The organism is Sphingomonas sp. PP-F2F-G114-C0414 (assembly GCF_003688595.1).
GTDB lineage: Bacteria > Pseudomonadota > Alphaproteobacteria > Sphingomonadales > Sphingomonadaceae > Sphingomonas.
Genome location: NZ_RCWT01000011.1, coordinates 314,910 through 328,897, shown reverse-complemented (window position 1 = coordinate 328,897; position 13,988 = coordinate 314,910). Strand labels below are relative to the sequence as shown.

Genomic DNA, 13,988 nt, shown 5'->3' with positions numbered 1-13,988 from the left:
CGCGACGCCGAGCGATCATGGCATCAGTCGCTTGCGACCCTGCGACAGGTGCCAGCGCATCGCCAGCGCCGCGCCGTCCGCGTCCTGCGCACAGATGGCTTCGACGATCGCATCATGCTCCTCCATCATCGCACCGATCACCTCGGGCGGTCGGGAGCGCGAGATATCCACGCCTGCGCGCAGAATCCGCATCACCTCGTCCTGGAGATGATCGAACACCGGCAGGAACGCCGCATTGCCGGTAGCCTCGGCGATCGCGCGGTGGAGCTGCCAGTCCTCGTCATGCGCCGATGCGTTCGACAGCAACGCACTCCGCAATGCCTCTAGCGCGCGTTCGATCGCGTCGAGCTGGCGATCGGAGCGGCGCTGCGCCGCGAGGCGTGCCGCCTCCGCCTCCAGCACGAAGCGGACTTCATAGGTGCCGAGCGTCGTCGCGAGCGCATCCATCGGCATGTGCGTGCCGAGCCGCGCGGACGGCCGGCGCTTGACGAACGACCCCGCACCGAGCCGCGCCTGCGTGATGCCGTCCGAGGCGAGCCGTGCCAGCGCCTCGCGCACGATGGTGCGCGACATCCCGAACGTCGCCGCGAGCTTGGCCTCCGACGGCAGGCGGTCGCCGATCGCCAGATCGTCTTCGGTGATGATCCGGACGATGCCGGTATAGGCGCGATCCGCCAGCCGGCCTTCGGTCGAGGGTGGTAGGTCAGACGACATAGCTGAGCGCCATCACGAGGACGAGGCCGACCACCGAGATCGCGGTTTCGAGCAGCGACCAGGTCCGGAACGTGTCGGCGGTACTGGTGCCGACATAGCTTTTCACCAGCCAGAATCCCGGATCGTTGACGTGGCTGAAGAACACCGAGCCCGCGCCGATCGCCAGCACGACAAGCTCCGGCGACACGCCCGAACTCGCGACCACGCCGGGCATGATGCCGACCGCGGTGATCGTCGCGACGGTCGCCGAGCCTGCCGCGAGCCGGATCGCCACCGCGACCAGCCAGCCGAGCAGCAGCGGTGAGATCGAATACATCAGCACGGTCCGCGCGAGCAGGTCCGAAAGCCCCGCTGTCACCAGCACCTGCTTCAACGCCCCCCCCGCCCCGATCGCGAGCAGGATCGCACCCGCCGCGCCCATCGTCTCGTGCCACACAGCATCCTGGATCGCGACCTCGCGCAACCGTCGGCCGAACAGCAGCGGCAGCGCGATCAGGTTGGTCAGCAGCAGCGCGACCACCGGGTTGCTCGCGGCGACCAGCCAGGCCGCGCCCTTCCACGACGGCACCATCTGGCCGAGCTCGCCGGTCGCGATCATCAGCACCGGCAGCAGCACGATCAGCAGCGACAGCGCGCGAGGGGGCGGCGCGATCGCGAGCCCGGTCTCGCGGAGTACGGGCGATACCAGCCGCACGCCCCGCGTCGTGAACTTCGCCAGCAACGGCCCGGCGATCACCGCGGTCGGGATCGCGATCAGGATACCGTACAGCATCGTCCGGCCGAGATTGGCACCGAGCGCCTCGACCGCGAGCAGCGGCCCGGGATGCGGCGGCACCAGCGCATGGACCACGCCGAGCCCCGCGAGCGCGGGCATGATCAGCCGCAGCTTGGCGGCATCGCGCGCTGCGCCGTCCTTGCCGGTCATTTCCTCCGCCGCGGCGACGACGATCGGCAACAGCAGCACGAGGCCGGTTTCGAAGAACAACGGCAGGCCGACGACGATCGCGATCCCGAGCGTCGCCCACGGCGCGGCGCGCACGCCGGTCAGGCGCAGCGCGCCCTTCGCCAGCGACGCCGCGGCGCCCGACAGATGCAGCATCGCGCCGAGCGACAAGCCGAGCGCGACGACCAGCCCGGTGCCGCCGATGATGTCGCCGACGCCCTTCTGCACGGCTTTCGCCACATCGGGCAGCGGCAGGCCGGCGAGCAGGCCGACGGTAAACGCGCCGCAGAGCAGGCCGATGAAGGGGTGCAGGCGGCCTTTGACGATCATCAGCACGGCGAGCAGGATGCCGGAGAGCGCGGCGATCACCAGCCGCAGGTCGCCGCCGATCATTGCGCCGCACCGATCGCAGGGGCGTTGCGACGTTCTGGCTGACGGTCCGGTGCTTGCGCCTTCATCATCGCTCCCCGTTCGATCCGGCGGCGTTTCTCGCCTGCCGATATGGCTTCAGCTGTAGGACAGGTTTTTGCCTGCCGCCAACAGAAAAGGCTTGATTGCCGATAAATCCGGGGCGCATACGGAAAACCTGTCCAACCGAATCCATTCAAATGGATCGCACCCACGGGCCGAAACAGGAGGAGGATGACCATGCAAGGGACCACCCAGACCGTCTCGCAGCACCGCCAGCTGCCAGCCATCCCGGTATCGCCGCAGCTCACGCCGGCCCAGATTAAGGTGCTGCACGGCGTCCATTCCGGACTGCTCAACAAACAGATCGCGTACGACCTCGGTATCGCCGAGGCGACCGTGAAGGCGCACATGACCGCGCTGATGCGCAAGCTGAACGTCCGCAACCGGACTCAGGTCGCGATCGTCGCGCACGGCCTGGTGTTGCACGCCGCCTGAACGTTCGGCTCGCGAGCGATCGACGGGCACACTGCATTTACGGGGAGACGGACGATGGACGCGAGATGGCTGCTTGGCGCCGCGGTGCTATTGCTTTCGACGCCGGCCTCGGCAAAGACGAGCTCGGTCTATCTGACCGCCCCCGCCGATCCGCGCGCGATCACCGTCCAGGGCGTCGGCGACGGCCGCGCCGACGACAGCGTCGCGCTCCAGCAGGCGATCGATGCCGCCGCAGCCGGGGGGCATGGCGGAGTCGTGTTCCTGCCGTCGGGGCGTTACCGGATCAGTCGGACGATCTTCGTCCGCTCCGCCGTCCGGATCTTCGGTGTCGGTCCGACCCGCCCGGAGATCGTGCTCGGCGACAACAGCGCGGGCTATGCTTCGGGCGTCGCGGCGATGGTCGCGTTCACCGGCGAGGACCAGTACCGCGTCGGCAAGGCGCCGGTCCCGCCGCGCACCAGCGTGCCGTTCGATCCGGCGATCTTCGACGCGACCTCGAGCACCTTCTATTCCGCGCTATCGAACGTCGATTTCCGGATCGGCGCGGGCAATGCCGGCGCGGTCGCGGTGCGGTTCCGCGTCGCGCAGCACGGCTATCTGCGCCACGTCGACTTCCATATCGGCTCGGGCCTCGCCGGTGTCTATCAGGCGGGCAACGAGTTCGAGGATCTGAAATTCTTCGGCGGCCGCTACGGCATCCTGTCGGAGAAGACGTCGCCCGCCTGGCAGTTCACGCTGATCGACTCCGACTTCCAGGGCCAGCGCGATGCCGCGATCCGCGAACACGAGGTCGACCTGACTCTGGTCAACGTTGCGATCCGCGATACGCCGGTCGGGATCGAGATCGATCGCGGCTATCCGGATTCGCTGTACGGCAAAGACGTCCGCTTCGAGAACGTCGCGAAGGCGGGCGTCGTCGTGTCGAATGAAAACAGCGTCTTCACACAGATCGGCTTCGACAATGCGGTCGCGGTGAACACCCCGACCTTCGTGCGGTTTCGCGACAGCGGCAAGACCGTGGCCGGGGCAGGGACCCGCTACCGGGTCGGCGATTTCTCCTACGGCCTGAAGCTCGCGGGGCTTGGCAAGATCGGTACCTATGCGACCGATATCGTCATGGCGCCGCTCGCCCGCCTGCCCGAGCGGCGCAAGCCGGCGATCGCCGCGCTGCCGCCGGTGCGCGACTGGGCGAACGCGCACGATCTGGGCGTGAAGGGTGACGACACGACCGATGACACCGCGGCGTTGCAGCGCGCGATCGACACGCACCGCGTGGTGTATCTCCCGGTCGGTCGCTACCGCGTCACCGACACGATCAGGCTGCGGCCCGACAGCGTGCTGATCGCGCTGCATCCGAGCCTCACGCATCTCTATCTGCCCGATGAGACGCCCGCCTATATGGGCGTCGGCGGGCCGAAGGCGCTGCTGCAAAGTGCGAAGGGCGGCAACGCGATCGTCTCCGGCCTCGGTCTGTGGACCGGCGGCGTGAACCCGCGCGCGACCGCGCTGCTGTGGAAGGCGGGCGAGGCGTCGATGGTCAACGACGTCAAGATCCAGGGCGGCGGCGGGACCGTGCTGACCAAGGGCAGCCCGATCGGCTTCGGCGATCCGCGCGCGCGCTTCGACGGCCAGTATCCGAGCATCTGGGTCACCGATGGCGGCGGCGGCACCTTTGCCGCCTTGTGGTCGCCGAACACGCTCGCTTCTGCCGGGTTCCACGTCTCGAACACCAAGACGCCGGGTCATGTCTACGAGCTGTCGGCCGAGCATCACTATCGCGCCGAAATCGTCCTCGATCATGTCGAGAACTGGGAGTTCCTCGCGCCGCAGACCGAGCAGGAGGTGCGCGACGGCGTGAACGCGATCTCGACCGAAATCCGCAACTCGCGCAACATCCTGTTCGCCAATTATCACGGCTACCGCGTCACGCGCTCGATCAAGCCGATGGATGCGGCTGTGAAGCTCTACAATTCGGGCGATATCCGCTTCCGCAATGTCCATGTGAACGCCGAGAGCGGGTTCGCGAGCTGCGATGAGAAGGGCTGCGGCACGTATCTGCGCGCGAGCAAATTCCCGTTCGAGAACGCCATCAAGGACATGACCCGCCAGCAGGAGGTCCGCGAACTCGAATTCGCCAAGCTCGACGTTCCGCCTGCGCCGACTGCCGCCGTGACGGCATCCGCGGTGCCGGTATCGCCGGGCGTCGAGAAGCTCGCCGGCGGCTTCTATTCGATCGCCGGCGGTGCGGTCGATGCGAAGGGCAAGCTGTACTTCATCGATCGCCAGTTCCAGCGGATCCACGGCTGGTCGAAGGCGGAGGGCCTGTCGATCGTCGCGGAGGCGCCGCTTGATGCGGTAAACCTTGCGGTGGATCGCTCGGGCGACCTGCTCGTGCTGTCGTCGGCGGGTCGCGACGGCACCGTCTACAGCATCGATCCGGCCAGGCCCGCGGAGGTTAAGGTGATTCCGCCGACGCCGGTCCGTGCGCGCCGCGATGCCGCGACGGTGCTGCCCGTCAATGTCTGGGCGAACGGCGAGTTCGCCGACCGGATCGATCCGACGACCTACCAGTTCCCGACGATGACGGACTTCTTCACGACCAAGATGGGCGAGGCCAAGCCGCAGGAATATGTGTCGCCCGACGGCTCGCTGGCGCTGCCCGCGTTCCGCGTATGGAACCAGGGGCCGGACGATCATCAGGGTTGGCGCTGGTCGGACACGCTCGACGCGAACGGCTTCGTTGCCGCCAAACCCGGCGAGCGCGTCGTGCTCACCAACGCCTCCGAAGGGCGCACCTATTCGGGCCTCGTCGGCGATCAGGGCCGCGTCACCGATCTCAAGATCGTCGCGGATCGTGGTGGCGAGAGCGTCGCGCGCGACGCAGCGGGCAATCTCTACGTCGCGAACGGGCAGGTGTTCGTCTACGATCCCGCCGGCACGTTGCTGCGCCGGATCGATGTTCCCGAACGGCCGCTCCAGCTCGTGATCGGCGGCGCGGACGGGCGCACGCTCTTCATCCTTGCGCACCACGCGCTGTACGGCGTCTCACTCTGACGCCACGCGCGGGAAGCGCAGGATGAGCGTGGTACCGCGCGCGGCATCGCCGAAGCCGATCGTCGCGTTCAACCGGGCTGCGGCGGAGCGGACGATGGCGAGGCCGAGCCCGCTTCCCTCCGGGCTCGCGACGCCGCCGAGGCGGACGAACCGGTCGAACACCGTGTCGCGGCAGGCGGGCGGGATACCGGGGCCGTCGTCCGCGACGACGACCGCGGTGTCCGATGCCGACGTCACCAACTTGACCGAAACCGTGCCGCCGACCGCGTTGTAACGGATTCCGTTGTCGATCAGGTTCGACAGGATCTCGAAGATCAGCGTGCGGTGGCCCGAGACGATGTGACGCGCGTCGTCTTCGCTATCGAGCGTCAGGTCGACGCGGGCCTCGATTGCCTGGTTGATCCGGCGGGTGATGACCGCGGCTGCGACCTCGTGCAGGTCGACTGCTTCGAGGGGCGCTGAGACCCCAGCTTCCTCGGCGCGGGCAAGCGCGAGAAGCTGCGTGACCAGCCGTTCGAGCCGCGTGACCGCATCGGCGATCTCGTCGAGCGCGTCGCGGCGTTCGGCGTCGGAGCCGCGGCGGGCGAGTGCGACCTGAACCTTCAGTACCGAAAGCGGCGTGCGCATCTGGTGCGAGGCGTCGGCGGTGAAGCGGCGGACGCCGACCGTCGCGGTGTCGAGCTGTGCCAGGAGTCGGTCGAACGCGCCGGCGAGTGGGCGCAGCTCGCGGGGCAGGGGACCCGTGTCGAGCGGTGAGAAATCGGGGCGCGCCCGCTCGTCGCGCGCCTCGATCGCGCCACGGAGGCGGGCGAGCGGACGAAGGCTCCAGCCTAGCGCAGGTCGCAGCAGCAAGGCGGCGGCGCCGACGAGGACGCATTCGCCGATCAGCAGCGCGAGCATCAGCCGGCGGGTGAGCGCGCCGCGGTTGTCGAGCGTCTCGGCGATCTGGACGATGACGGGCTTGTCGATCCGGGGGAGCGAGCGGCGGACCTCGGCAATGCGGATCTGCTGGCCGCGGTAGCGCGCGAAGCGATAGCGCGGCACGTCGATCGAGAGCGTGGCGGGATCGGGCGCGGGCAGATCCGCATAGCCGGTGAGCAGGTCCGGCCCGACGGCAACACGGTAATAGACGTTGTCGCGTTCGGTGTTCTCCAGCATCCCGAACGCGGCGGACGGCAGGTCGAGCGTCACCTCGCCGCGTTCGACCTGCACCGTCTCGGCGATCGCGCCGAGCGCGCCACCGAGCACGCGGTCGTTGGTGCGGCGGACGACGTCGGCGATCAGCGTCGCGCCGACCACGCCGATCAGGACTGCCGCCGCCAGCAACGGCCCGAGCACCGCGACCAGCAGGCGCGTGCGTAGCGCGGGAGTCCGCGTCTCAGCCGGCATCGAGCATGTAGCCGACCCCGCGGACGGTGCGGATACCGGGACCGTCGGGCGCGAGCTTGGTCCTCAGCCGCGTGACGTGGACCTCGATCGCATTGTCGCCGACCGGCTCGTCGAACCCGAACACCTCGCCGATCAACAACGCGCGGGGGACGACCCGACCGGCTCGGGTGGCGAGCGCCTCCAGCACCGCGCGCTCGCGGCGACGCAGGTCGAGCGCGCGGCCGGCGATGTCCGCGTCGCCGGTCGAGCGATTGATCGTCAGCGTACCGACGCTGAGCACCGGCAGCGGATCGCCGCCCCGCCGCCGGCCGAGCGCCCGGACCCGCGCCTCCAGTTCCTCGGGTTCGAACGGTTTGCGCAGGTAATCGTCGGCGCCGAGGTCGAGCCCGCGTACCCGGTCGTCGAGCGCATCGCGTGCGGTCAGCATCAACACCGGTACCCGCTCGCCGCGCCGTCGCAAGGTTTCGAGCACCGAGAAGCCGTCGATACCGGGCAGGCCGACGTCGAGGATGACCAGCGCATAGGGTTCGCCGGCGACCACCGACAGCGCCTCCTCCCCGGTCGCGACGTGATCGACCGCGTTGCCACCCGCGCGCAGCAATGCCGCGATACTGCGCGCGAGCGCGGCGTCGTCTTCGATCAGCAGGATGCGCACAACGGCTCGTCCTGCGCCCGATCGGCGTGAAAGGTTGGTGACAGGTTCGCTTCGTACTCCACCGTTGCAGTCTATCCGAACACAGAGACGGAAGGCGAGGAGAGTGATGATGGCACGCATTTTAATGAAGATCGCGATACTGACCGGGCTGTCGGCGCTTGCCGCGACGGCCGTGGCGCAGCGCCCTGCCAATTATCCGCGCTCCTACGACCAACTGATCTCCGACGCGCGTGCCGAGCGGCAGGTGCGGATCTACGGCAATGCCGATCGTGCCGAACTGCTGCCGGTCGTCGCCGCGTTCCGGAAGCGGTATCCGGGCATCACCGTACTCTACGCAGACATCGGCTCGACCGAGATGTACCGCCGCTTCGTCACCGAGACGCGCGCGAAAAAGATGTCCGCCGATCTCGTCTGGTCGTCGGCGATGGACCTGCAGGTCAAGCTGATCAACGATGGCTTCGCACAGGGCTATGCGAGCCCCGAAAAACCCGCGCTGCCGCCTGTGTCGGTGTGGAAGAACATGGGCTTCGGCGTCACCGCGGAGCCGATCGGGATCGTCTACAACAAGCGCCTCGTGCCCGCCGCCCAAGTGCCGCGCACGCATGCTGCGCTGGAGACATGGCTGCGGAAGAATGCGCGCGCCCTGACAGGCCGGGTGACCACGTTCGATCCGGCGCGCTCGAATGTCGGCTATCTGTACCTGTCGGAGGATCTCGCGATCACGCGCGACACGCGGTCGTTGCTCGAGGCGATCGCCGCGACAAAGCCCGTGCTGTCGCGCACCAGCGAGCCGATGCTGCGCGGCGTCGCCGAGGGGCGGCAGGCGATCGCGTACAACGTGATCGGCTCTTACGCGGTGGAACGGGCGCGGACCGATCCCCGCATCGGCGTCGCGTTCCTCCAGGACTATACGATCGTCACCTCGCGGATCGCGTTCATCGCGCGCGAGGCCGCACACCCCGCGGCGGCCAAGCTGTTCCTCGATTTCCTGCTGTCGCGCGAAGGGCAGTCGCTGCTCGCGAGGCGCAGCCTGTGGCCGGTCCGCACCGACGTTTCCGCCCGCCGTCTTCCCTCGAGCCAGGCGCGACCGATCCGCGTGGGGCCACAACTTCTCGTCAACCTCGACCGCGTCAAGCGCCAGCGTTTCCTGCGCGACTGGACCGCGATTCTCGCCACCGGAGCCCAACAATGACTCTCTTCCGTACCGGGCGCGCCGCACTCGCGCTGATCGCCGCGACGCCCGCGCTGGCTCAGGCTCCGAGCGACGCCGACCTTGCCGCGCTGGTCCGCGCGCAGGCCGCCGAGATCGCCGCGTTGAAGTCGCGGCTCGACCGGCTGGAGAACAACGCCGCCGTCGCGCAGGCGTCCGCGCCCGTGCCACCCGTCCAAATCGCACCGCAAGCAGTCGCGCAGAATAACGAGCCGCGCCGCACCCTGCCGTTCGCGCCGCAATTGGCCCCTCCCGGCCCCGCCGATCGCAGCGTCGCGCAGGCGGTTGCCGCACGTGACAATCCGTCGGGCGTGACCACCGAATGGGGCGCCGGGCTGCCTGTCTTCCACTCGGCGGACGGGGTCTACACGTTCAAGCCGCGCGGCCGTATCCTGACCGACGTCAGCTCGAGCTTCGGCTCGAAGTACGACGGCCGCAACATCACCACGACGGGCATGCGCGCGCTGCGCCTCGGCCTCGAGGGCGGCGTCGGCACGCATTTCTTCTACCAGTTCGAGAGCGACTTCTCGGAGAACGAGGTCGACGTCGTCACCGCGTTCGTCGGCTGGCGCAACAAGATCAAGCCGGGCCTCGACTACGACGTCCGCGCCGGCCACCTGTTCAACGATCGCGGCTTCGAAGGCTCGACCGGCTCGGACTCGACCCCGTTCCTGGAACGCACCACGGTCTCGACCGCGATCATCCCCCAGCGCGGTTTCTACGGCGTAGGGATCATGCCGCGCATCTTCTGGAAGACCGGCCACGCCTCGGTCACCGTCACCGGCGACCGGATCGACGGCACGCAGACCGTTGGCGACAGCCGCACGGTGCTCGGCCGCGCGCACTGGAACCCGATCAAGTCCGATACCGGCGTGCTGCACATCGGCGCGTGGGGCTTCGACGAATCGCTGTCGTCGGTCGCGGGCACGCTGACACGCAACACGGTGATCGGCGGCCGCTTCAACGGGGCGCTGCGCGTGTCGACCGGACCGCTGATCGGCGGCACCGGCACGACCGGCTACGGCGTCGAACTCGGCGGCTATCGCGGGCCGTTGTGGGTGATGGGCGAAGCGGGCCGCCGCAACGCGCGGCTCGACGGCGGGCGTCCCGATTTCGTCAGCAAGGCGTGGAGCGTCTCGGGCGGCCTGTTCCTGACCGGCGACCTGCCGCCGTACAACCCGCGGCTCGGCAGCTTCGGCCAGCCCAAGGTGCTGAAGCCGACGTTCGACGGCGGGGTCGGCGCGATCGAACTCACCGCGCGCTACGAAAGCCTCGATTTCGACAATCTGCTGACCGGTGGCGACGGCTGGGCGGCGACCGTCGGCGTCAACTGGTACCTCAACTCCTTCACCCGTTTCCAGGTGAACGCGATCCAGTGGAACACCGACAACCGCGCCGGCGACTATGTCGGCAACGACAGCGGGCAGACGGTAAGCGCCCGCGTCGGCGTCACTTTCTGATGCTGGCCGTCCCAACACCACTCCGTCACCCCGGACTGGTTCCGGGGTCCACCGTTCCGCACATCAAACGCTCTCGATTGTGCGGCACCGTGGATGCCGGAACGAGCCCGGCATGACGGAGACAATAGCGCTTCCGTCGACCCGGACCGATCGATTTTCAGCGCGCGCATTCGACACCGCGCGCCTCCTATTCACGCCCTTTTCTAGGACGATGCGATGAACCTTGCCCTGCTCGGCTTCCTGATGGTCGCCACGTTCATGACGTTGATCATGACCAAGAAGATGACGCCGCTGGTCGCGCTCATCGTGATCCCGTCGATCTTCGGCGTGTTCGCCGGTGAGGCCGCGGGTCTCGGCCCGATGATGATCGACGGCATCAAGAACCTCGCGCCGACCGGCGTTATGCTGCTGTTCGCGATCCTGTTCTTCTCGACGATGACCGATACGGGCCTGTTCGATCCGCTGGTCGGACGGCTGATCAGGATGGTCCACGGCGATCCGATGCGGATCCTGATCGGCACGGTCGTGCTGTGCGCGCTCGTCAGCCTCGATGGCGACGGCTCGACCACCTACATCATCACGATCGCCGCGCTGCTGCCGCTCTACAAGCGTTTCAACATGAACCGGCTGTACCTCGTCTGCCTGTTGATGACGACGAGCGGGATCATGAACCTGACGCCGTGGGGCGGGCCGACCGCGCGTGCCGCTAGTGCGCTTAAGCTCGATCCGGCGACGCTGTTCCTGCCGCTGATCCCCGGCATGATCGCCGGCCTCGCCTTCCTGATCGGTCTCGCCGTGTATTTCGGCCGCAAGGAACGCGTCCGGATGGGCGAGGCAGGCATCACCGCGGACACCGAGTTCACCGGCATGGCCGTCTCGCAATATCCCGAGGCACGCCGCCCGAAGCTGATCTGGTTCAACGCCGCGCTCGTCATCACGCTGCTGACGTTGCTGGTGTGGGGCATCCTTCCGTTGTCGGTGCTGATGATGCTGGCATTCGCGATCGCGATGATCGTCAACTATCCCGGCGTCGCCGACCAGAAGGAGCGCATTTCCGCGCATGCCGGCAACGTGCTGGCGGTGGTGTCGCTGATCTTCGCGGCGGGCATCTTCACCGGCATTCTCGGCGGCACCGGCATGGTCGAAGCAATGAGCAAGGCGGTGGTCGGCGTGATTCCGCCCGCGCTCGGGCCGTACATGGCGCCGATCACCGCGGTGCTGAGCATGCCGTTCACCTTCTTCATCTCGAACGATGCGTTCTATTTCGGGATGCTGCCGATCCTCGCCGAGGCCGGCGCGCATTACGGCGTCGCGCCCGAGGCGATCGCCCGCGCGTCGCTGATGGGCCAGCCGGTCCATCTGCTCAGCCCGCTGGTGCCGTCGACCTATCTGCTGGTCAGCCTGGTCGGGATCGACCTCGCCGATCACCAGCGCTTCACGCTCGTGCCCGCGATCGCGGTCTGCGTCGTGATGACGATCGTCGGCATGATCGCGCTCGCCTTCCCGTTCGTCGCCTGAGGTGAGCATCCCCGCAACCCGCCGCTACCGGAGCTTCCGCATGATCCGACCGCGTACACCGTTGATGCTGCTCCCCGCGATGGGCTGCGACGGGCAGCTCTGGGCCCGCCAGATCGTCGACCTCGCCGCCGTCGCACAGGTCGAGTTCGGCGACCTGTCGCAGGACGATACGCTGGCCGAAATGGCCACGCGCGTGCTCGCCAGCGCACCACCGCGGTTCGCGGTAGCGGGCGTCAGTCTCGGCGGCTACGTCGCGATGGAGATGGTCCGCCAGGCGCCCGAGCGGATCACGCGGATCGCGTTGTTCGGCACGCGCGGATCGATGGATGTCCGTCCGCGGACCGTCGCGGGGCAGGGGATGCTTGCCACCGCGCCGCATGCCGACCCGCGCCTGTCCGCGATCGTCAGCGGCCCGGCCCAGGCGATGGCCGACCGAGTCGGCCCGGTCGTGTTCGAACGCCAGCAACGTGCGCTGCTCGCTCGGCCGGACATCAGCGAGGCGATCGCCGCGATCCACGTGCCGACGTTGGTCGCAGTCGGCGATCGCGATCGAATCTGCACCCCCGACGACGCGCTGTCGCTGAGCCTGCGGATTCCGGGTGCGCACTTCCACCTCCTGCGCGGCTGCGGGCATCTGTCCCCTCTCGAACGTCCGGGCGAGGTCACCGCGGTGCTCCGCCAGTGGTTGAAATCCGGCTGACATCGCCGCGTTGGCGGTGCATGGCGCAAGGCATGGATCCGCTGACCTTCGACCGCCCCGACGAGCGCATGCGAGCGCGGCCCGATTGCCACCAGGCGATCAGCATCCTCGACCTGTTCACCATCGGGATCGGGCCGTCGAGTTCGCATACCGTCGGGCCGATGCGTGCTGCGTGGCTGTTCGCCGATCTGGTCGCGGACGAGCAGCCGGTGGCGGTGCGCGTCGATCTCTTTGGTTCGCTGGCGCTGACCGGGCGCGGGCATGCGACGGACAGCGCGGTGATGCTCGGCCTGAGTGGCGCGCAGCCGGAGACGATCGATCCCGACCTGATCCCGGTGCGGCTGGCGGCGATCCGGTCGAGCGGGCGCATGATGCTCGCCGAACGGGTGGAGATCGGGTTCGAGGAAAGCCAGCACCTTCTGTTTCATTCGAAGACCTTTCTGCCGGGGCATCCCAATGCGGTGACCTTCACCGCCTCGTTCGGTGACGGGCGCAGCGTCGAGCGGACCTATTTCTCGATCGGCGGCGGGGCGATCGTCGAGGCGGGCTCGGGGCCGGTGAAGGCGAACATCCTGTTGCCGCGGCCGTTCTCGTCGGGGGCGGAACTGCTCGCGACCGGCGATGCGACGGGGATGACGATCGCCGACATCGTCCGCGAGAACGAGATCGCCTGGCGGCCGGAGAGCGAGACCGACGCATTCCTCGACGCGGTCCGCGGTGCGATGTTCGCGTCGATCGATCGCGGGTGTCGGCAGGGTGGCATCCTGCCGGGCGGGCTGAAGGTGCCGCGTCGGGCCAAGGCGCTGTTCGAGGGATTGCAAGCGCGCGATACTGCGGCGGATCCTTCCGCGGTGTTCGAATGGGTGAGCCTGTATGCGCTTGCGGTGAACGAGGAGAACGCCGCGGGGGGCCGAGTCGTGACCGCGCCGACCAATGGCGCGGCGGGCGTGTTGCCCGCAGTGCTGCGCTTCTACGAGACCTTCACCAAGGATCCGACGGCGAAAGGCGCGCACGACTTCCTGCTGACCGCGGCGGCGATCGGGTTCCTCTACAAGAAGCGCGCGTCTATCTCTGCGGCGGAGATGGGGTGCCAGGGCGAGGTCGGCGTCGCGTGCTCGATGGCGGCGGGGGCGCTGGTCGCGGCGCTCGGCGGGACCAACGAACAGATCGAGAATGCCGCCGAGATCGGCATGGAGCACAACCTCGGGCTGACCTGCGATCCGATCGGCGGGCTGGTCCAGATTCCGTGCATCGAGCGCAACACGATGGGGGCGATCAAGGCGATCAACGCCGCGTATCTGGCGCTGCGCGGCGACGGTCGCCATATCGTCAGCCTCGATGCGGTGATCGAGACGATGCGCCAGACCGGTGAGGACATGCGCTCGCAATATAAGGAGACGTCGCTTGGTGGCCTGGCCGTCAACGTCGTCGAATGCTGA

Annotated in this window: 12 protein-coding genes; 7 read left to right on the top strand and 5 right to left on the bottom strand. The window is 68.1% G+C overall.

The genetic code is table 11. The annotated features are described in order from the left end of the window. Nucleotides 1-15 precede the first annotated feature (15 nt). Genes C8J47_RS10605 through C8J47_RS19355 form a run of 3 tightly spaced genes read right to left on the bottom strand, consistent with a single transcriptional unit; the run spans nucleotide 16 to nucleotide 2,307 of the window. Entirely contained in the window at nucleotides 16-714 is a 699-nt protein-coding gene (locus C8J47_RS10605) for a FadR/GntR family transcriptional regulator (RefSeq protein ID WP_121885629.1), read from the bottom strand. Further along, on the bottom strand, nucleotides 704-2,050 hold the full coding sequence (locus C8J47_RS10600; protein ID WP_121885628.1) for a GntP family permease: 1,347 nt from the start codon (nucleotides 2,048-2,050) through the stop codon (nucleotides 704-706). The genes C8J47_RS10605 and C8J47_RS10600 overlap by 11 nt, the downstream gene beginning before the upstream one ends. Beyond that, nucleotides 2,047-2,307 carry a hypothetical protein gene (locus C8J47_RS19355; protein WP_220683369.1) on the bottom strand — a complete coding sequence of 87 codons (261 nt, stop codon included), beginning with the start codon at nucleotides 2,305-2,307 and terminating at the stop codon, nucleotides 2,047-2,049. The genes C8J47_RS10600 and C8J47_RS19355 overlap by 4 nt, the downstream gene beginning before the upstream one ends. On the opposite strand from C8J47_RS19355, the gene C8J47_RS10595 reads away from it, so the two are divergent. Both C8J47_RS10595 and C8J47_RS10590 read left to right on the top strand, forming a co-directional pair. Beyond that, nucleotides 2,306-2,563, top strand: coding sequence for a helix-turn-helix transcriptional regulator (locus C8J47_RS10595; RefSeq protein WP_121885858.1), 258 nt, complete (start codon nucleotides 2,306-2,308; stop codon nucleotides 2,561-2,563). The genes C8J47_RS19355 and C8J47_RS10595 overlap by 2 nt on opposite strands. A 54-nt stretch (nucleotides 2,564-2,617) precedes the next feature. Beyond that, nucleotides 2,618-5,617, top strand: coding sequence for a glycosyl hydrolase family 28-related protein (locus tag C8J47_RS10590; RefSeq protein ID WP_121885627.1), 3,000 nt, complete (start codon nucleotides 2,618-2,620; stop codon nucleotides 5,615-5,617). Here C8J47_RS10590 and C8J47_RS10585 read toward each other — a convergent pair. Both C8J47_RS10585 and C8J47_RS10580 read right to left on the bottom strand, forming a co-directional pair. After that, nucleotides 5,609-7,006 carry a sensor histidine kinase gene (locus C8J47_RS10585; RefSeq protein ID WP_121885626.1) on the bottom strand — a complete coding sequence of 466 codons (1,398 nt, stop codon included), beginning with the start codon at nucleotides 7,004-7,006 and terminating at the stop codon, nucleotides 5,609-5,611. The genes C8J47_RS10590 and C8J47_RS10585 overlap by 9 nt on opposite strands. After that, a complete protein-coding gene (locus C8J47_RS10580) occupies nucleotides 6,996-7,661 on the bottom strand; it encodes a response regulator transcription factor (protein ID WP_200912584.1) in 666 nt (221 codons plus the stop codon). The genes C8J47_RS10585 and C8J47_RS10580 overlap by 11 nt, the downstream gene beginning before the upstream one ends. Before the next feature lie 124 nt (nucleotides 7,662-7,785). On the opposite strand from C8J47_RS10580, the gene C8J47_RS10575 reads away from it, so the two are divergent. From C8J47_RS10575 to C8J47_RS10555, 5 genes are all read left to right on the top strand, one after another. After that, the gene (locus tag C8J47_RS10575) at nucleotides 7,786-8,853 is read left to right on the top strand and encodes an ABC transporter substrate-binding protein (protein ID WP_259467481.1); all 1,068 of its coding nucleotides are present in this window, start codon (nucleotides 7,786-7,788) and stop codon (nucleotides 8,851-8,853) included. Continuing rightward, nucleotides 8,850-10,331 (top strand): OprO/OprP family phosphate-selective porin, encoded by a 1,482-nt coding sequence (locus C8J47_RS10570; protein WP_121885625.1) that lies wholly within the window; start codon nucleotides 8,850-8,852, stop codon nucleotides 10,329-10,331. The genes C8J47_RS10575 and C8J47_RS10570 overlap by 4 nt, the downstream gene beginning before the upstream one ends. Before the next feature lie 216 nt (nucleotides 10,332-10,547). Further along, nucleotides 10,548-11,849 (top strand): CitMHS family transporter, encoded by a 1,302-nt coding sequence (locus C8J47_RS10565; protein ID WP_056064457.1) that lies wholly within the window; start codon nucleotides 10,548-10,550, stop codon nucleotides 11,847-11,849. Nucleotides 11,850-11,889: 40 nt separating this feature from the next. After that, a complete protein-coding gene (locus tag C8J47_RS10560) occupies nucleotides 11,890-12,549 on the top strand; it encodes an alpha/beta fold hydrolase (protein WP_147454314.1) in 660 nt (219 codons plus the stop codon). Nucleotides 12,550-12,581: 32 nt separating this feature from the next. Next, the gene (locus tag C8J47_RS10555; RefSeq protein ID WP_404969269.1) at nucleotides 12,582-13,988 is read left to right on the top strand and encodes an L-serine ammonia-lyase; all 1,407 of its coding nucleotides are present in this window, start codon (nucleotides 12,582-12,584) and stop codon (nucleotides 13,986-13,988) included.